11 protein-coding genes and 1 pseudogene are annotated in these 17,483 nt (G+C 58.4%); 3 read left to right on the top strand and 9 right to left on the bottom strand.

Annotated elements, in window-relative coordinates:
* Positions 1–240: 240 nt before the first annotated feature.
* The 8 genes from HPC62_RS06165 to HPC62_RS06130 form a co-directional block, all read right to left on the bottom strand.
* Positions 241–789, bottom strand: coding sequence for a hypothetical protein (locus HPC62_RS06165; protein WP_172354226.1), 549 nt, complete (start codon positions 787–789; stop codon positions 241–243).
* A gap of 265 nt (positions 790–1,054) precedes the next feature.
* The gene (gene scpB / locus HPC62_RS06160; protein WP_172354225.1) at positions 1,055–1,573 is read right to left on the bottom strand and encodes an SMC-Scp complex subunit ScpB; all 519 of its coding nucleotides are present in this window, start codon (positions 1,571–1,573) and stop codon (positions 1,055–1,057) included.
* Between the two features lie 16 nt (positions 1,574–1,589).
* Entirely contained in the window at positions 1,590–2,099 is a 510-nt protein-coding gene (locus HPC62_RS06155; protein ID WP_172354224.1) for a sugar phosphate isomerase family, read from the bottom strand.
* A 160-nt stretch (positions 2,100–2,259) separates the two neighbouring features.
* Positions 2,260–3,573, bottom strand: coding sequence for an NF041680 family putative transposase (locus tag HPC62_RS06150; RefSeq protein WP_172353244.1), 1,314 nt, complete (start codon positions 3,571–3,573; stop codon positions 2,260–2,262).
* A 598-nt stretch (positions 3,574–4,171) separates the two neighbouring features.
* On the bottom strand, positions 4,172–6,547 hold the full coding sequence (recJ, locus tag HPC62_RS06145; RefSeq protein WP_172354223.1) for a single-stranded-DNA-specific exonuclease RecJ: 2,376 nt from the start codon (positions 6,545–6,547) through the stop codon (positions 4,172–4,174).
* Positions 6,548–6,603: 56 nt separating this feature from the next.
* Positions 6,604–6,882: a hypothetical protein gene (locus tag HPC62_RS06140; RefSeq protein ID WP_172353189.1), complete on the bottom strand. Its 279-nt coding sequence runs from the start codon at positions 6,880–6,882 to the stop codon at positions 6,604–6,606.
* Positions 6,864–7,886 carry a ParM/StbA family protein gene (locus tag HPC62_RS06135; RefSeq protein WP_172354222.1) on the bottom strand — a complete coding sequence of 341 codons (1,023 nt, stop codon included), beginning with the start codon at positions 7,884–7,886 and terminating at the stop codon, positions 6,864–6,866. Before HPC62_RS06135 ends, HPC62_RS06140 begins: the two co-directional genes overlap by 19 nt.
* 339 nt (positions 7,887–8,225) lie before the next feature.
* The gene (locus tag HPC62_RS06130; protein WP_172354221.1) at positions 8,226–9,257 is read right to left on the bottom strand and encodes an alpha/beta fold hydrolase; all 1,032 of its coding nucleotides are present in this window, start codon (positions 9,255–9,257) and stop codon (positions 8,226–8,228) included.
* Between the two features lie 235 nt (positions 9,258–9,492).
* On the opposite strand from HPC62_RS06130, the gene HPC62_RS06125 reads away from it, so the two are divergent.
* Together HPC62_RS06125 and HPC62_RS06120 are read left to right on the top strand one after the other, a co-directional pair.
* Entirely contained in the window at positions 9,493–11,526 is a 2,034-nt protein-coding gene (locus HPC62_RS06125) for a WD40 repeat domain-containing serine/threonine-protein kinase (RefSeq protein WP_172354220.1), read from the top strand.
* A 287-nt stretch (positions 11,527–11,813) separates the two neighbouring features.
* Positions 11,814–12,218, top strand: a complete 405-nt coding sequence (locus tag HPC62_RS06120; protein WP_172354219.1) for a VOC family protein — start codon at positions 11,814–11,816, stop codon at positions 12,216–12,218.
* A 133-nt stretch (positions 12,219–12,351) separates the two neighbouring features.
* On the opposite strand, the gene HPC62_RS06115 is transcribed toward HPC62_RS06120, so the two are convergent.
* Complete coding sequence (locus HPC62_RS06115) at positions 12,352–14,382, bottom strand: ABC1 kinase family protein (RefSeq protein WP_216655333.1); 2,031 nt, start codon at positions 14,380–14,382, stop codon at positions 12,352–12,354.
* Positions 14,383–14,647: 265 nt separating this feature from the next.
* On the opposite strand from HPC62_RS06115, the pseudogene dnaK reads away from it, so the two are divergent.
* Positions 14,648–16,888, top strand: a pseudogene (gene dnaK / locus HPC62_RS06110) (molecular chaperone DnaK); the annotation flags it as partial.
* Between the last annotated feature and the right edge of the window lie 595 nt (positions 16,889–17,483).

The following is a 17,483-nucleotide window of genomic DNA, read 5'->3' as shown; positions in this document are numbered from 1 at the left end:
CCCGTCCTCAACTAATCTACAGTAAATAACGGTCGGGTTCAGACCCTGAGATTTGCGGTATATCCTTCACGCAGTTATTCCTGGCAGTTATTCCTGGCAGTTATTCCTGAATAGGCACTTGCTTGCTCCCCTCTGCCCTAAAATCGGCCGCGGGCATAATCACTACGCCCACAGCCGATGGTCAATCGATTAGAAGATGAATCACATATTCCAAGGGCAGGAATAATGCCGACCCAGAGATTACGGTTGTCCTGGCTGAACCGTGCCATTGGGATTCGCCATCGGATCAGTGTTCATAGAATCTGGGTTCATAGAATCTGGGTTCATAGAATCTGGGTTCATAGAATCCGTCGAGCTTTCGGGTGCGCCCATCATCGGATCAAGAGACGGGTCAGCGCTCTGGGGAGGGGCTGTTTGGGGGGCAGTTTCAGGAATCGTCACGTTGACATCCGGGGGCGGAGCCTGCTGGATGTTTACATCGGGGGGTTGAACGTTCACCTCAGGGGGCTGCACGTTCACTTCGGGGGGAGCAGCGGGTTCGACCTGGGGCTGGGTATCGCTGCGCTGGGCCAGCGCGATAAATAAGGTGGTAAAGCCTGCGATCGCAGCCAGCATCAGGCCGAGAAACAGCCCCCCAGAGGTATTGGCATTGTCTCGCGCAATCTCGGCTTGACGGCGAGCTTCGTAAGCGTGAAGTCCGCGATCGCGCAATTCACGATTCTGCAATTCAGCGTTTTGCATGTCCCGAATGCGGGTCTCGTTCTGCCGACTATAATCAGGGTTACTCATGGTTTATCACCTCAGCTCATCAAATGGGTTTTTCCTGGGATTTCAAACCGTTCCGAACCTTGCTTACCCGCCATGAGTCGGCTTATGACAGAAGCCTGTTCATCGCTGAACGCTTCTATTCCAAAACCAATCTCAAAACCATCTGGTAAAAGTTCCGAAACATTACACATTAAGGTAGCCGCCTGGTTGTATAAAGCGGCTCTACCGCAGGCCGGGAAGCTCTGTCGTTCTCAGGGCAGAAGTGGCGAAGACATCAGGCGTAGGGTCAGGCTTCGGGAGTCGCAGCCCCAGATGAAGCGCTGGAGGCGTTGCTGAAGGGTTGTGGCAGCGACTCTAGCTGAAAATATTGATAAAACTTGTCGGTGATTTGTAGCCAAGACGAGCGGCTATCGGCTTTGCGGCGCTTGCGGACAAACCCTAGCTCCACCAACTCCTGAACGTGCTGGTAAGCCCCTGATCCGCGCAGTTCAACCAGATCCGAAAGCGTCAGCGGGCCGCGCAGGGCGATCGCCGCCAGTGTCCGCAGCGCACCCACACCCAAATCCACAGGTACCAGCTTTTGCAGCAGCGGTTGATAGGCTTCTCGAAGCTGCAAACAATAGCCCTCTGGCGTTTCCACCACTTCTAGCGCTCCGTCGCGCTGGGCGTAGTCGGTCATTAGCTCAATCAGCCCTTCCTCGGCACTGGGGCGATCGCATCCGGCATATTCCGCAATTTTGGCCAGCGTCAGCGGCTGCCCTTTCAGATACAAAATGGCTTCAATTGTGCTGGACAGTCGGGACATAGATCGCGCAGGACACCTACGAAATGTCGGGCAAGCTGGCAAACATCTGCTCTACAAGCTGAGCCGTTTTCGCATCGAGCTTTTGCCAGTCTACATCGCCTGTGTCGTCGAGCAAGCTTGTATCCACTTCGACTACTACGGTGTCGGCTAGGCTCAGCACAGGACTGTAGTTGCGAAAGCAGATCTGATAGCACAACTGCCAGAGGTCGATATTGACCTGATGGGCCTGATGCTGGAGACACAGCACGTAGCCCGGATGGGGCTGGGGCAGACGAGACAGCGCTTCCTGGAGGTCTGGGGCTTCTTCTGGAGTAGCGGATGCCAGCCGATGCTGAAGCGCTAGCACCTGCTGCTGTGTCTCCTTGGATACGCCATCGGGCCAGATGGGGTCGTTGCGGTAGGTGCTTTTCCAGGGCGACTGTTCCAGGGCTTTTCGCAAATTATCCAGCACCCGAATAAACACAGGCTGCATTAGCAGATTTGCCTGCTCCCAGGCGGCGCGACTGGCAAATTTGGGCTGGGTCATGGGAATCTGTCTGCGGGTCTTTGGAAAACCGTTTCAGGAGGTTATTTCTTTAGTTTGGACTAACTGGCATCACAATAATGCTCAACAGGATGCCATAAAGAATCTGCTCAACCGTTCATAACAGTTGAACTTAAGGAATTGGATACAATCCTGCTCGCAGTTAAGCTGCTGTTGCAACCGGACTGTTCAGGGATTGTTCGGATGTCTTGCGTTTCGAGGCTCGTTTTTTGACCATCGGATAGCAGGGACGAGGAGTTGGCTTGTGCCCCTTGCCTCGTCCTGGCGATTTACCACGAGGTTTAGGCGCAGGAGCAGGGGTGCCAATCGCTGCCAAAATGCCTGCAAACGCTTGTGCGACCCGACCCGGAGTCAACGTTTCTTGCGGTGCCTGCCAGGGCAAGGGGTGGTCAGTACAGTCCTTTCGCGCTAACCACAACTGCCAACTGAGCAACGGCATCAGGCTGCTCCACTGTTCGGTTGCCGATACAGAACTGAACTGGGGATGTGTCCAATATAGCCTCTGCTTGGCAAAGCGATACCAGTGTTCAATGGCAAAGCGACGGAGGTAGTGCAACCACAGGGTTTCTAACGGAGGCATCTGCTCACCCAGCCAAACTAACCACAAAGGAGCCAAGCGTCGCGTGCTGCTCTGTGTCTCCAGCACCTCCACGCGCAACACTTCCATTGCCCGTTTGGGGGATTTGCGGAAATGGTATGCACTCCAACGACTGACCCGCACTCGTCCCCAGTTGGGATCATCGACTTCAACGGTTTCGACCGGGACACTCCAAGTGTCAGGGTCATTGAGTTTCATCTTATGTCCATGCTTGGCAGGTGCGCCTCGCCCTCGATACGCTGGGGGCGCGCCATAGACACATCGATTGGATGTAACCCGCAGCAGCAAGTCTGCCTCAATCCCTGCCGTTTGGTTGACAAAACTGGCATTGCCGTACCCTCGGTCGTAGATCGCCAACGGACGCACCGCTAACTGCCGAGTCACTTGTTTGAGTTGGAATGCCGCTTTACTGGCGGGTGTTTCAAAGCTGGTGATGCGCTCATGCCGCAATGGTAATGCCCAACTGCCCCTGTCTTCAGCAATCCAGGCTAAGGTACTGTAGTTTTGTCCGGCTATCGGGGCATGTCCTGTTCTGCCTGATAAGGTGCGGTCTTTCAAACGCCTGGCAGCAGGACGGTTCCACCGACTCGCATCACCTGCCAACAACGGTTGCTGCTGAGTCGGTATCTGCTGCACCAACAGCTTCAGCACCTTTGATCGGGGTAGGCGGCTATCGCGCAACGCTTCATAGGTGCTCGACCACTGGCGACGAAAGACAGGACTCTGCGATAGCCTCACAAACGACACGATGCACGCACTCACTAACACGGCATCCATCAGATCAAACAGGGCATCTCTGGCGTTTCCCAAGCTGGCATACAACGTTTGGCGAAATTGCTGAAGTTCGTTGAAAATCATGGGGTCAATGTTGGTTGTACTTCATTGACCTTACGGCAGTCGGTGCTTCTCATTGACTGCCTTCCTCTTCACCATTAGTCCAAACTAAAGTTATTTTCAGGGAGTTATTTTCAGGGAGTCATTTCGGCACAGGCGAATGAGCCTTGTTTATCTTCACACGAGTCTTATGGGGTTACACCCAAACTCTACAGTTCCTTTATGAAACAGCCTAGGCGATCGCCGTAGGATAAAGCTATCGACGGTGTTGCCTACGCAAATCCACTGAATTTCCTTTCCAGTTGCTCCGATAAAATCACTTAAGTCGAGTCGCTTAAGCTGAATCCTTTTTAGGATATTTCCTTTTTAGGATTTAGGGTACTTAGGATGCGTTGGGTTGTGAACCTGGCTTTTGAGCTTGCTGAAGGGCTTTCAGGGTGCTTGCTTGCACAACGTTCATGGTTAGCTGAGAGGGTGCAGATAGACGTTGATCCTGAGTCGTCATGCTGTCTGCACTCTTTTTCTTGTCTTTTTTGCTGCTTTGAAAAAAACGTCAGACGTTTTACCGGCTCTGGTTCCTAGCGTTCAAAACTTGACCCTGGTGTGGCATTAAAGTGTCGCCTTAAGAGGCGATCGCCCGAATCGTTTCAGCAGGCACAGTCGCAAAGTACTGTCGCCGAAATTGCTCTTCTTCAACCGCCGAGAGAAACGCCTCAATGGTCTGATTCACTTGGGCCGCTGTTGGCGACTGGGTAGACAAATCGGCTGGATGCCACTGAAATCGCAACCCATCGGGTAGGGCTGAGACCGTCATTCCCAGCGCCTGCAATGCCTGAATTCCGGCTCTCAGCGGGCGATCGCCCAGCCCCAGTTTTCGTAAAAGCTGCGATCGTGTTGCGACTTGCCCTGTGCGGCTGAGATACTTTGCCAGTCCCACCAGGGTTTGCCAGGATTCTAGCGGATCGACAGCGGGTGGAGTTTGATAGGCGATCGCCAGCCGTTTGCCGTCGTGCCGGGCCTGTCGCCCCCACACGCGCAAATCGTCCCACTGGGTCGGGCAGTCGGTCATCACCAACACCTTTTCTGCGTCGGCCGCGCCTGCCGGAAGTTCGGTCTGCCCGCGCCAGTCCAGCAGCCAGTCCGGTTCAGCAGGCACCATCGCAGCCCACTCGTCCGCTGCCGGACGAACAGCCACCAGCCGCACCTCGTAGCGCTTGCGAAACGGATTGAAATCCAGCTGCACCACCGCATCGCACGGCCCCGGCGGCATCTCGTCGCGATAGTGGCCCCACCACACGCCGTGAAATTGCCCGGTTTCATCCACAAGGTCAAACTCGGTTTTGATGTAGCGCACCTTGCGCTGCTTGAAATCGCGGATATTTTCATTGCGGACATTTTCAAAGCGACCCTGACGAATCAGCAGGTTGGGCGTGGGGTTGCCCATGCCGCAGGGTTCCAGCAGTTTCAGCGTTTGGAACAAGTCTTTTCCCAACTGGCCCACGGTCACGATCAAATCGACCGGGAGCAACAGCGGAGCAATCGCCCCCGATATCCCCACCTGCTGCCGGAGTTGCCGATTAATGCCATCCGCAAACAGCGGAATGTTTTCCAAAGGCAGACTCAGCCCTGCCGCCAAGGGATGCCCACCAAACCCGCTGAGCAAGTGCTGCTGACTGCCCATCAGTTCGTAGAGATCAATCGAGTTCACAGAACGGGCAGAACCTCGCGCCAGCTTGACGTGATCGGGCAAAGAACTGGCAGCATCCGATGCAGCGGGCTTGGAAGCCGCCAGCAGTGCGGCGCTGCTGAGCAAAATGGTCGGACGGCCATATTCCTGAGCGACTTGCCCAGCCACCAGTCCCAAAATGCCCACCGGCCACTGCGGATCTTCCAGCACAATCACGCCAGTTGTAGACAAATCCATCTGGCTCAGCCGCGCCGAGACTTGTTTGAACAGATCTTGCTGGAGGGCGCGACGGCGAGCGTTTGCTAGTTCTGCTGCTTCGGCAAGCTGGCGACAACAGCTCTCGTCGCGGCTGGTCAGTAGCTCTACGCCATCGCGGGCATCGCCCTGGATGCGACTGATGGCGTTGATGCGCGGCCCCAGCCCGAAGGAAATATCGGTAGGGCGATCGCCCGCCCGTTTGCAAAATTCCAGCAGCATCGCCACCCCAGGGCGCGGGGCCGTCGCCACGTCCTGATTTTTCTGAAGCTGAGCAATGCCCCGCTGCGCCAGATAGCGGCAGTCGCCCCGCAGCTCCACCAGGTCAGCAATTAGCCCGATCGCCACCAGATCCAGCAGAGTATCCAGCGGGCGCGTCGGCACGTCGGGCAGGGTTTCGTACAGCGCCTCCACCAGTTTGTAGGCAACGGCAACGCCCGACAGGGTGGCGAGGGGATGATCCGCAGGCAGGCTGCGGGGATTGACAATGGCGACCACAGGCGGACGCTGCGCCAGCAGCGTATGGTGATCCGTCACAATCACGTCCAGCCCCAAGCGATTCGCATGGTCGATCTCCGCCAGACTAGTGCTGCCCGTGTCGCAGGTGACGATCAGGCGAACGCCCGCCGCCGCCAGACGCTCGATGCCGCTGTGGGTCAGCCCGTGGGATTCCGTGAGGCGATTGGGGATGACGTAGGAGAGGCGATCGCCCTGGGAAAAAAACTGTCCCAGCCCGTCCCACAGCACTGCCGTCGCCGTAATCCCATCGGCATCAAAATCTCCCCAGATGGCGATCGCCTCCTGCCGTTCGTAGGCCAGCTTCAGACGGGCGATCGCCCTCTGCATTTCTTCGCCAAACGCGAAGGGGCTGGTCGGCGAGTAGCAATCGGGGTTGAGCCAGCCCGCTAGCGCCGCTGGGTCGCGAATGCCGCGCTGCCAGAGCAACTGAGCAGCATAGGTCGCCATGCCAGCGGGTGCATACTCGGCCGCTGCCTGCACAAACTCGGCGGACGGCGACTCGTCGGGTGGAAGCTGCCAAATTGCCGACTCAGCCATGCAGGACGATTCTCCCAGGTCAACCTCCTATTTTAGACCCCAGAGCGGCGGCCCCGTCAGGCTCCAAGCAGTTCATCCAAGGCATCCAGCGCTTCGCAACTGCCGCCGTTTGCCAGCCCCAGCGGATCGAGCCGTCGGGGTGGAGTCCAGGTAGGGAGGTGGGTCTGGGCAATCGCCGCGCCTGGAAATGGCTCCCGACCATGCAGATAGTCATCGGCATAGCGCCGGAATACTGCCTCCACCGCCGCACGGGTATTCTTCAGCCCCCACTCGGCGGCGATTTGCTGCGCCTTTTCCAGCACATCCGCACTCAGTCTTACTTTGTTGTCATGCATAGCTGTTGGTCCATCGACATCGAGTACAAACCGCGGACATTGGCGAATTGCGGATCGCCCATGACGGCAAAGAGCTTGCGCCCTTGCAGCCGTTCAGCAATCAGGTGGGTGCTGCCGCCCGTCACCAGAAAGCGCGTCACGCGGGGCATATAGGGGTTGTATTGCGATCGCACGGTTTGGAAAATGCCCTTAAACCAGGGGTCGAGATGCTCTTCCAGCCAGGGGGCCCAAGTTAGCTCCGTGTCGGCATAGGTGTGCCCAGCGCGAAAGCCGTCCATCACGATACTGGGGTCAGCGCTTGTCCCCAGTGCTGTGGTCAGCCGTTTGTCGAAGCTGATGGAGGCCGCCAGTTCATACGCGCCACCACGATCCATCACGTTTTCGTCAATTACTTCGCCCTCAGCGTCCACCAGCCGCGTTAGCCAGGTGCCGCCGCCAATATCGACGACGATGGTAAAGCCCGCATCGGGAATCATGCCCAGTTGCCGTGCATAGTGGTATGCACCCATGCCTTCGCGCTCCACGTCCACGCTTTCCACCATGACGCGGTAGTCTAGCCCGTTGCGCTTGAATTCGTGCATCCCGATGAGTTGCTCCCGAATCGCGTCCCGATTTTTGGCGGGTTCCGGGGTGGAAGCATAAACCTGCAAGGTGAACTCGGTACTGCCATTAAACGGCTCTAGACAGGCGTAGAGATGTAGGCGCGACAGTTCTACCTTGTTTTCCACGACCGTCTGCTGCTGGCGGCGGTATTTGTAGGCCTGTGCGCCAAAGTGGACGCGGGTTCCGTCGGGCAGCTCGATCAGCGGCGAAGCGTCGGAATAGCTGACGGCATCGCGCCCCGACGGTAGGTGATAGCGCACCGAGCGAATCGCCTTGGGATGACCGTTGCCATCAAAAAATTTGAGGTCGTAGTTGCCTGCATCCAGCGCCAGGGTGCGCGTGCCGCTTGGGGAGATTGCAGGGGGTTTACTTGCCCGCCTTGCTCTGGTACCTGTAGTCATAGAGCGTTTGTTTTCACCCGTTGAGTTTGCTGAGGTGGTACGTGGGGCATCAGGGTGCTGGAATTGGCTCTGGGATTGACCCTGGGATTGTCTCTGGGATTGGATCTGAGACTTGAAGATCAGCCATCCAGAGGTTCCGTTTGTCCCCATCTGTACCCATTTGGTGTTTGATACAAGTGTACTATATCATTCCCTTCCAAATTTTGGATCGGGCGATCGCCCCCATCGACCCTGCCCAGCATCGCCAAACACGCCAAAGCCAGCGCCCTAGCAGTACAGACGCACTCTAAAAAAGTTTGAGAAAATTTGAAAAAATGTAAACCAGGCTGGGATCTGGGGTCAGGCTTTGGGGCTTGGCGGCTGGTTGGTTCCGCCAGCGTTCACCGCGCCAGCGTTCGCCATTCCAGCATTTACTCCGCCAGCATTCGCCATCCCAGCATTCGCCACTCCAGCATTTACCTTGCTAACGCAATGATCGACCCACGCTAGGATTTCTCGATTCACCCGGTCAGCGCACTCGTCGTAGGGACAGTGGCCTGCTCCAGGCAGTTCAATCAGCTTTAGTTTGGGATTCATGGCCGGAAGCTGACGACCCCATACCAGAGGAATCACCCGGTCTTTTTCTCCCCACAGCAGCAGGATGGGCAAATCGACGGCTTGCAGAAGGGATTGGGTGCTGGGGCTAAAGTCCGTTTGGGTGCGGGCCTGCACCAGCCGACAGAGAACCTTCGCCGCGCCGCGATCGCCCGCCGGAATCGTAAAGCTCTGCACCAGTTCGTCGGTAATGGTTTCGGGATTGGCATAGACTGCCCGCAGCACCGAGCGAATCACGCCTGGCCGCCGAATCACGCTGAACAGCGGCTTCAGCAGCAGCGGCGACGAGAAGAAAGATTCAATTTCGCCCACGAAGCTTTGTAGCTTACCCGGCAGCAACTCCTGGCGAGACGCGGGCAAGGTGAGCAGGATTAATCCCTGAACCAGAGCGGGATCAGTGGCGGCGATCGCCAGCGCCACCAGCGCCCCCAGCGAATGCCCCACCAGCACCACCGGCCGCCCCACAATCTCGCGGCAAAAGTCCCGCACCTGCGCCATCCACAGGTCTACCTTGTAGTTTGCCGCCCCCTTTTCCGACGCACCAAACCCCAGCAAATCCAGCGCATAGACCGTGTGATGCTGGCTCAGCGGCTCCAGATTCAGCCGCCACTGGGTCAGCGCCGCCCCAAACCCATGCAGGAACACAATCGGCACAGCATCCGGTGCGGGGGTTTGCGCCCTTAGATAGGTATAGCGAATCTGCCAGCCGCGCCATGCCCAGTCTCGCTGAGAGCCAAGCTGCGTGTGCCAAGGAAGCCGCGGAGACAAAGCAGACATAGCGATCGCCAATCTAAACAACCTCCTCTTCATGCTATAGCACGGGGTCAAGGGTTAGGGGTTCAGGGTCAGGAGCCACCCGCGAAGCAGTACAGTATTCTGGTAAGTGCTGGATCGTGGACACCGGAAAACACCGCGTCTGAGGTTGATTGGGGAAAAACCGTTTTGCTTCAGACACCCCCAGACAATCCCTTTAAGCCCCAACCCCTCCCAGGATGCATCACCGCCCGACGCTATGAGCCTCTGCATCAATCCCCAGTGCACTGAACCCAATCACCCCGGCAACGACGGCAGCCGCTTTTGCCAAAGCTGCGGGTCGGATCTGGTGCTGCGGGAGCGCTATCGCGTCATGCGGCTAATTAGCGACAAAAGCGGCTTTGGGCAGGTGTACGAAGCCTACGAACGCAACGTGCCCAAAATCCTCAAGGCGCTGAAGGAAATCCACAGCGGCCACAGCAAGGCCGTCGCCCTGTTTCAGCGAGAGGCCGTGGTGCTGAGCCAGTTGCGCCATCCCGGTGTGCCTGCGATTGAGCCAGATGGCTACTTCCAGTTTTTGCCGCGCGGCAGCGAGTCGCCGCTGCACTGCATCATTATGGAAAAAATCGACGGGCCCAACCTGCGGGAATGGATGCGGCAGCAGGGTAACCACGGCATCAGCGAGGCGCAGGCGCGAAGGTGGATGCGGCAACTGACGGAGGTGCTGCATCTGGTGCATGAGCGTAACTATTTTCACCGGGATATCAAGCCCGAAAATATCATGCTGCGGTCGAATGGGCAGTTGGTGCTGGTGGACTTTGGCGCGGTGCGCGAGATGACCGCAACTTATCTAGCACAGCTAGGCGGCTCCGAAGGCGTGACCCGCATTAGCTCCGCAGGCTACACGCCGCCAGAGCAGGAAAGGGGGCAAGCAGTTCCCCAGTCCGACTTTTACGCGCTGGGGTGGACGTTTATTTACCTGCTGACGGGTAAGCAACCGACCGATCCTGACATCTACAATCCCCACGACAATAGCTTCCGCTGGCGGCAGTTTGCGCCGCAGGTGTCGGAGCCGTTTGCCGATTTTATTGACCGTCTGATCGCGCCCAAAGCGAGCGATCGCCCCAGTAGCACCCGCGAGATTCTGGAAGACCTGGCGGCGATCGCCCCACCCAGCAACCTGCCCCGCATCCAGGCTCTTGCTGCACGGCCCGCCGAAAGTCCCTCATCGCCCAGAACGACCCAGCTTCAGCCCGCGCAGACCCAGACCCAGCACACCCCGTTTCGCTGGAAGTATCCCTGGCTTTGGAGCAGTGCCACAGCGCTGCTGATTGGGCTGGCGGGCTGGGGCGGCTGGCGGGCTTATCAGCAGTTCAGTGGTGGAATCGTTGCGGTACAGCCGCTCGTCTCCAGCGCCACCCTCACAGGACACACCGGATTCATCAACCATGCCGTGTTCACACCAGACGGGCAGCGGTTAATCACCTGTGGCGCAGACCATCAGATTATCCTGTGGGACGTGGCCACCGGGCAGCCCCTCCGCACCCTCAAGGGACACAGCAGCTACGTGAATGCGGTGGTGCTAAGCGGCAATGGACAAACGCTGGCGAGCGGCGGCGCAGATAATCAAATTTTGATCTGGGATCTGCCCAGCGGCACAATCCGACATACGCTGGTCGGGCACACGAACGCGGTCAACGCGCTGGCGATCGCCTCGGATGGAACGCTGATCAGCGGCAGCGCGGATGGCACGGTGCGAACCTGGAACCTGACAACGGGGCAGCCGATCCACACCCTAGAGGAACATGACGGGTTCATCAATGCGATCGCCGTTAGCCCCGATGCCCGCACGATCGTCAGCGGGGGCACAGATATAACTCTGATGGTCTGGGATCTCAGATCTGGAACGCAGCGACGAACGCTCAGCGGATTTACTGGAGTCATCAATGCGATCGCCTTTACGCCGGATGGTGTTGAGGTGTTGGCAGGCGGCACAGATCGAACTATCTATCGCTGGAACCTGGAGACAGGCGAACAGGGCAAACCGCTGACGGGATCGGCTGGGTTTATTAACACGCTGGCGGTGCGCGGCGATGGCAGAACCCTGCTTAGCAGCGATGCCGAAGGGCAACTGACGCTGTGGGATTTGGTGACTGGAAAACCCACCCACATCTTCGCAGGCGAAGGAGCGCCCCTTGACCATGCGGTCGTCAGCCCCGACTGGAGAACCATTGCTACGGGCAAAGGATTTAGCACCGTGCGTTTGTGGCAGCTTCCGGACGACGTGTTTTAGAGGATGTTTGAGAAGTTCTACTGTTTGTAGCAAAGCGTGCAAGATCCCCCTAAATCCCCCTTAAAAAGGGGGACTTTAAGGCGGTTTCCCCCCTTTTTAAGGGGGGCTAGGGGGGATCTCTGAGTGCTTAACACTACAGGCGATACCTTTTCAAACACCCTCTTAGAGATTTTCCAGACAATTTCAGACGGTTTTTAAATTTTGAATCTGAGTTGATCAATCCGACCAAATCTCTGCTACGATACCTCCCTTTAGTAGCTGTTTTTTAATGCTTTTTCAGGAGAATTATGCTCTACACCGACTACGCCACGCTCACCCTGTCCTCGCCCAATCTGGCACGGCTGCGGCAGTTCTACCGGACGCTCCTCGACATCGCTCCATCGTTCGAGTTTCCCAACACCTATGTCGAATTCCAGATCGGTCTGTTTCGGTTTGGCATCTTTCAGCCTAGACAGGAACACGCCGGAGAGTTTGCAGCCTCCTCAGGCGGTGCTATGAGCCTGTGCCTGGAGGTGGATAATCTAGAGCAGGCGATCGCCGCTGTAGAGGCTGCCCACAGCGCGATCGCCGCTGCTCCCCCGCGCCCCGCCAGCCCCATCATCACTGACTTCCACGGCCGCGAAGCCTATGCCTACGATCCCGATGGCAACCGCCTCATCTTGCACGAGTCGGGGCATCCCGCAACGTTCTGAGCCTTGCGTAATCCCGTAAGACGAACCGGAGGGAACAAACCGGATTGCTCCGGTTCGTCTTACAAGTTCGTCCTACAAGTTAGCTTTACAAGTTCGTCTTACAAGGTTGGTCGCTGCATCAGCGGGCGATCGCCTATGCCGAGCGGCGGGCGGGCAGCGCCAAGTTGCCGCTTCCGTTGCCGCCCATTGTGCTGCTCAGCACCTTACCGTTGCGATTCAGGCGGCCGCTGGCAGAAGAATTCGGCTGAGGCGGCTCTTCAGGCAGCAAAAACTCGCGGATAAACCGGGCTGCGGCCCGCTGGGCCAGCCCGCCTGCAATCTGCTGGCCCATACGCTGGGTTTCGGGACGCAGCAGCAGGTTGGGCACGACGGGGAGGAGTTGCATCGGGTCAAATCCGGGCGTATCGCGCAGAATGTTGAGGATGCGGCTCAAGTTTTCCAGGTTTTGCGAATCAGCAGGTGGCGGCGCAGAACCATTGCCCAGACCGATGCGATCGCGCAGGGTAGCGGTCAGCCGCTGCATCGTCATCTGCCCGTAGCCGTCAATCCCTTTGACAATCTCCTCCACCAGATACTCGCGAATAAACTCGCCCCGCTCGGAAAACAGGAAGTTCAACGCCTGATCTACCGCATAGTTCAGGTCATAATCTGGGCTGTCCTTGGCGTTCTTCAGCAGGTTTTCCAGACGGTTCCAGCGGAAGCTGCCGTCTTTGAACAGCAGATCCTTAAGCGAGGAGCGGAGTTCGGGCGACGGATCGGTCAGCAGGCGCTTGGCAATATAAGGGTAGGCCTTGCTCAGCACCTTGAAATTTGGGTCAACGTTGATGGCGATGCCCTCCAGCGTCACCAGCGAACGGATGATCAGCGCGTAATAGGCGGGCACGCGGAACGGATAGTCGTACATCACCTGGGAAAGCTGATCGGTGATGCTTTTGAAGTTCAGTTCGGCAACGCTCGACCCCAGTGCGTTGCTAAAGACCGCAGCCAGCGCCGGAATAATTGGGGTTAGATCGGTGTCCGGGGTCAAAAATTCCAGCTTTACGTAGTCTTTCGCCAGACCTTCAAAGTCGCGGTTGACCATGTGAACCACCGCCTCGATCAGCCCGTAGCGCTGGGGAGCCTGCACCTGGCTCATCATGCCAAAGTCTAGATAGGCCAGCTTGCCGTCAGGCGTGGCCAGCAGGTTGCCGGGGTGTGGGTCGGCATGAAAGAAGCCATGCTCTAGCAACTGCCGCAGCGAACACTGCACACCCACTTCCACCAGATAGGCTGCATCGATGCCCTGGGCGGCCAGTTCTTGCGGCTTGGTGAGCTTGGTGCCGTTAATCCACTCCATCGTCAGCACGCGCTGATGGGTATATTCCCAGTAAATACGCGGCACATAGATGTCAGGGATTGCGCCATAAAGCTGGGCAAACCGCTCGGCGTTTCGCCCCTCCTGGGTATAGTCCATCTCTTCAAAGATGCGGGCCCCAAACTCGTCCATGATGCCGACGAGGTCGCTGCGGATTTGCTTAAACGTACTCGCTGCCCATTGCGCGGCCCGGCGCAGAATATACAGGTCGAGCGTGATGCGCTCCGCCAGTCCGGGACGCTGCACCTTCACTGCCACAACCTCACCCGTCTTGAGCTTGCCTTTGTAAACCTGCCCTAGCGAGGCAGCGGCGATTGGCTCTGGGCTGAGTTCGGCATAGATATTCTCAGGGCGATCGCCCAATTCCTCTTCAATAAATTGAAACGCCACTTCGTTGGGGAAGGGCGGTAGCTGGTCTTGCAGGCGCGTCAGTTCTTCCAGGTACGCGGGCGGCACCAAGTCTGGGCGAGTAGAAAGCGCCTGCCCAATCTTGATATAAGCAGGGCCAAGCTGGGTCAAAATGTCGCGCAGTTGCTCGGCGCGGCGCTGCTGGTTCTTCTCGATCTGTCCCAACTGTTTATCCCACCACAAGCCCAGCGCAAGCAGAAGGAAGGGCAGCACAATGCCAATCATTCGGCCCATCACTTGCAGCGGACGGGCGCTGTAGTATTCGGCGATCGCCATTGGGTCATAGCGCACCGCTGGCATCTCCGACGAATCGTAAGCAGACTTGAGGTGGTCTTCGATCGACAGCGGACGAGCAAGCACCGCATCAGGGCGGACGGTCGCGGAAGTCTCAGCAGTTGGCATGGGTTCCAGAGCAGAATGAAGGGAAGATTCGCCTCTGTTAAGCATTGTAACAGCGAAAATCTGGCAACCCCTCTATCTTGCAGGGGGAATTGCGATGCGAACAGCCGACTGCCCGTAATCCGAATGGTGGAAAAACCGTCACCTGCGGGTCGCGGATACCGCTGGGCAGTCGCTGATCAACTGTGCAGCGGGCCTTGCGTTGGCAAGATAGAATGAGTTATCAGTTCTCAACATTTGGTGAAATCCGCGAGGAGCGTTGCAGCGCATGGGCAAAGTCGTAGGCATAGACCTGGGCACTACAAACTCAGTCGTCGCCGTGATGGAAGGGGGCAAGCCCGTCGTAATTGCCAACGCTGAGGGAATGCGGACGACCCCATCGGTCGTGGGCTTTAGCAAAGAAGGCGAACAGTTGGTGGGGCAGATGGCGCGGCGGCAGGCGGTGCTAAATCCCCAGAACACCTTCTACGGCGTGAAGCGATTTATCGGGCGACGCTATAGCGAGGTCAGCCCCGACTCCCGGCGCGTGCCTTACACTATCCGCAAAGACGAGAACGGCAATATTAAGATCAAATGCCCCCGACTGGAGCGCGACTTTGCGCCGGAGGAAATTTCGGCAATGGTGCTGCGAAAGCTGGCGGACGAGGCCAGTCGCTATCTGGGGCAGCAGGTGACAGGCGCGGTGATCACGGTTCCCGCCTATTTCAACGACTCGCAGCGGCAGGCAACGCGAGATGCAGGCCGGATTGCAGGGCTAGAGGTGCTGCGAATTCTGAATGAGCCGACGGCGGCTTCTCTGGCCTATGGGCTAGAGCGGCGCGATAGTCAGGTGATTCTGGTGTTTGACCTGGGTGGCGGCACGTTTGACGTATCGATTCTAGAAGTGGGCGATGGCGTGTTTGAAGTCCGCGCCACCAGCGGCGATACCCAGCTTGGCGGCAATGATTTCGATAAAAAAATTGTGGACTGGCTGGCGGAGCAATTCTTAGAAAAGGAGGGCATCGACCTGCGGCGCGATCGCCAGTCTCTCCAGCGCCTCACCGAAGCTGCTGAAAAAGCCAAAATTGAACTCTCCGGGGTCAGCGTCACAGAAATCAACCTGCCCTTCATCACCGCCACGCCAGAAGACGGCCCCAAGCACCTGGAAACGCGCCTGACTCGCTCCCAGTTCGAGGGCATGTGTACCGACCTGCTGAGCCGGATGCGCGGCCCGCTGAAGCAGGCAATGCGCGATGCGGGGCTTGCGCCAGACGACATTGATGAAGTTGTGCTGGTGGGCGGCGGCACGCGGATGCCGATGGTGAAAAATCTAGTGCGATCGCTCATCGACCGGGAACCCAGCGAACACGTCAACCCCGACGAAGCCGTGGCCGTCGGCGCAGCGATCCAGGCGGGTATTCTGACGCAGGAAGTGGGGATGCGCGATATCCTGCTGCTAGACGTGACCCCGATTTCCCTCGGTCTAGAAACCATCGGCGGCCTGACCAAAAAGCTAATCCCCCGCAACACCACGATCCCCGTCCGCCGCTCCGACATCTTCTCTACCTCTGAAAATAACCAGACGATGGTGGAAGTCCACGTCGTCCAGGGCGAACGCGAAATGGCCGCGGATAACAAGTCCCTCGGCCGCTTCAAACTGCTGGGCATTCCCCCCGCACCGCGCGGCGTGCCCCAGATTTCGGTATCCTTCGACATCGATGCCAACGGCATTTTGCAAGTCACCGCCGTAGACAAAACCACCGGCCGCGAACAGGGCATTACCATCCAGGGCGCATCCACCCTCAGCGAAGCCGAAATTCAGAAGATGATCCAGGATGCAGAGCGCAACGCCCAGCAAGACCGGGAGCGGCGCGAACGGGTGGAAAAGCGCACCAAGGCAGAGGCGCTAACGTACCAGGCGGAGCGGCAGTTGCGCGAGGTGGCGCTAGACTTTGGAATGCAGTTTGCCAGCCCCTATCGCCGCAAGATCGAGGCGCTGATCAAAGACCTGCGCGATGCCCTAGCCAACAACGATGAGCGCCGCATCGACACGCTCGAAGCCGACCTGCGCGATGGGCTGTATCAGCTCCAGCAGGAGGTTTATCAGTTTGATCGAGGCGACGAAGACGAGGGCTTCTTTAGCTCGCTGAAGCGGACGCTGCTGGGCGACGACGACGAGTTTGACGAAATTCCCTCCTATCGAGGCGGCCGCGACCCGTGGGACGATCGCCCTGCGGCCCGCCGCGACCCGTGGGATGACCGGCCGCCCGTTCGTCGCGATTCCTGGAGCGATCGCCCTGATCCCTACAGCAGCCGCCCTGCGGCCCGCGATCCCTATAGCAGCCGCCCCGCCGCCCGCGACTCCTGGGACGAACCCCGTGATCCGTATGGCAGCCGTCCTGCGGCACGAGAAAACTGGAATGATCGAGGCGGCGATCGCCCCAATCCCTACAGCAGCCGCCCCGCTCGTCCTGCCAGCCGCGACTCCTGGGACGAGCCACCGCGCCGCCCGGCCAGCGATTCTTGGGACGAACCTCAGCGACCCGCCGCCCGCGATCGCTGGGATGAGCCGCCGCGTTCTGCCCGGCCGGCCAGCCGCGATTCCTGGGACGAACCCCAGCGCCCTAGCCGACCCGCCCGCGACTCCTGGGATGAGCCGTCGCGCTCTAGCCGTCCTGCCAGCCGTGATTCCTGGGACGAGCCGCGTTCTGGCCGCCCGCCCGCCCGCGATCGCTGGGAAGAGGCCGCCGACCGCAGCCGCGACCCAGACCCCCTCGAAAGCCGTCCCCGCAGCAATGGCGATCGCTGGGACGACAGGCCCAGCCGCGGCCGCGAACCTGGAACCCGCGAGATGGGACGAGAATCTGGACGCGAAATGGACGCTTCGCAGAATGATTTCTCCGAGAATCGCAGCCCAGAAGCCCGCAGCCCAGAAAATCGCAGCCCAGAAACCCGCAGCTTAGAAAACCGCAGCCCAGAAAATCGCAGCCGCTCGGAGCGACAAGGACTGAACCTGCGGACTTCAGACTCTGGCAGTTTTGACTCAGACAGCCGCGACTCCATCAGTCTCGATCCGTGGGACGACGCGCCCAAGCGCCCCCGTCGCGAACCAGCAGGAGACTGGG

This window comes from Thermoleptolyngbya sichuanensis A183, assembly GCF_013177315.1.
Classification (GTDB): Bacteria; Cyanobacteriota; Cyanobacteriia; order Elainellales; family Elainellaceae; genus Thermoleptolyngbya; species Thermoleptolyngbya sichuanensis.
This window is presented reverse-complemented; position numbering and strand designations above follow the sequence as displayed.

Excerpts from the sequence above, each read along its gene's own strand:
- HPC62_RS06120 (WP_172354219.1), top strand. The coding sequence starts at position 11,814 with ATGCTCTACACCGACTACGCCACGCTCACCCTGTCCTCGCCCAATCTG.
- HPC62_RS06115 (WP_216655333.1), bottom strand. The coding sequence starts at position 14,382 with ATGCCAACTGCTGAGACTTCCGCGACCGTCCGCCCTGATGCGGTGCTT.
- HPC62_RS06125 (WP_172354220.1), top strand. The coding sequence starts at position 9,493 with ATGAGCCTCTGCATCAATCCCCAGTGCACTGAACCCAATCACCCCGGC.
- scpB (WP_172354225.1), bottom strand. The coding sequence starts at position 1,573 with ATGTCCCGACTGTCCAGCACAATTGAAGCCATTTTGTATCTGAAAGGG.
- HPC62_RS06165 (WP_172354226.1), bottom strand. The coding sequence starts at position 789 with ATGAGTAACCCTGATTATAGTCGGCAGAACGAGACCCGCATTCGGGAC.
- HPC62_RS06155 (WP_172354224.1), bottom strand. The coding sequence starts at position 2,099 with ATGACCCAGCCCAAATTTGCCAGTCGCGCCGCCTGGGAGCAGGCAAAT.
- HPC62_RS06140 (WP_172353189.1), bottom strand. The coding sequence starts at position 6,882 with ATGCATGACAACAAAGTAAGACTGAGTGCGGATGTGCTGGAAAAGGCG.
- recJ (WP_172354223.1), bottom strand. The coding sequence starts at position 6,547 with ATGGCTGAGTCGGCAATTTGGCAGCTTCCACCCGACGAGTCGCCGTCC.
- HPC62_RS06135 (WP_172354222.1), bottom strand. The coding sequence starts at position 7,886 with ATGACTACAGGTACCAGAGCAAGGCGGGCAAGTAAACCCCCTGCAATC.
- HPC62_RS06130 (WP_172354221.1), bottom strand. The coding sequence starts at position 9,257 with ATGTCTGCTTTGTCTCCGCGGCTTCCTTGGCACACGCAGCTTGGCTCT.
- HPC62_RS06150 (WP_172353244.1), bottom strand. The coding sequence starts at position 3,573 with ATGATTTTCAACGAACTTCAGCAATTTCGCCAAACGTTGTATGCCAGC.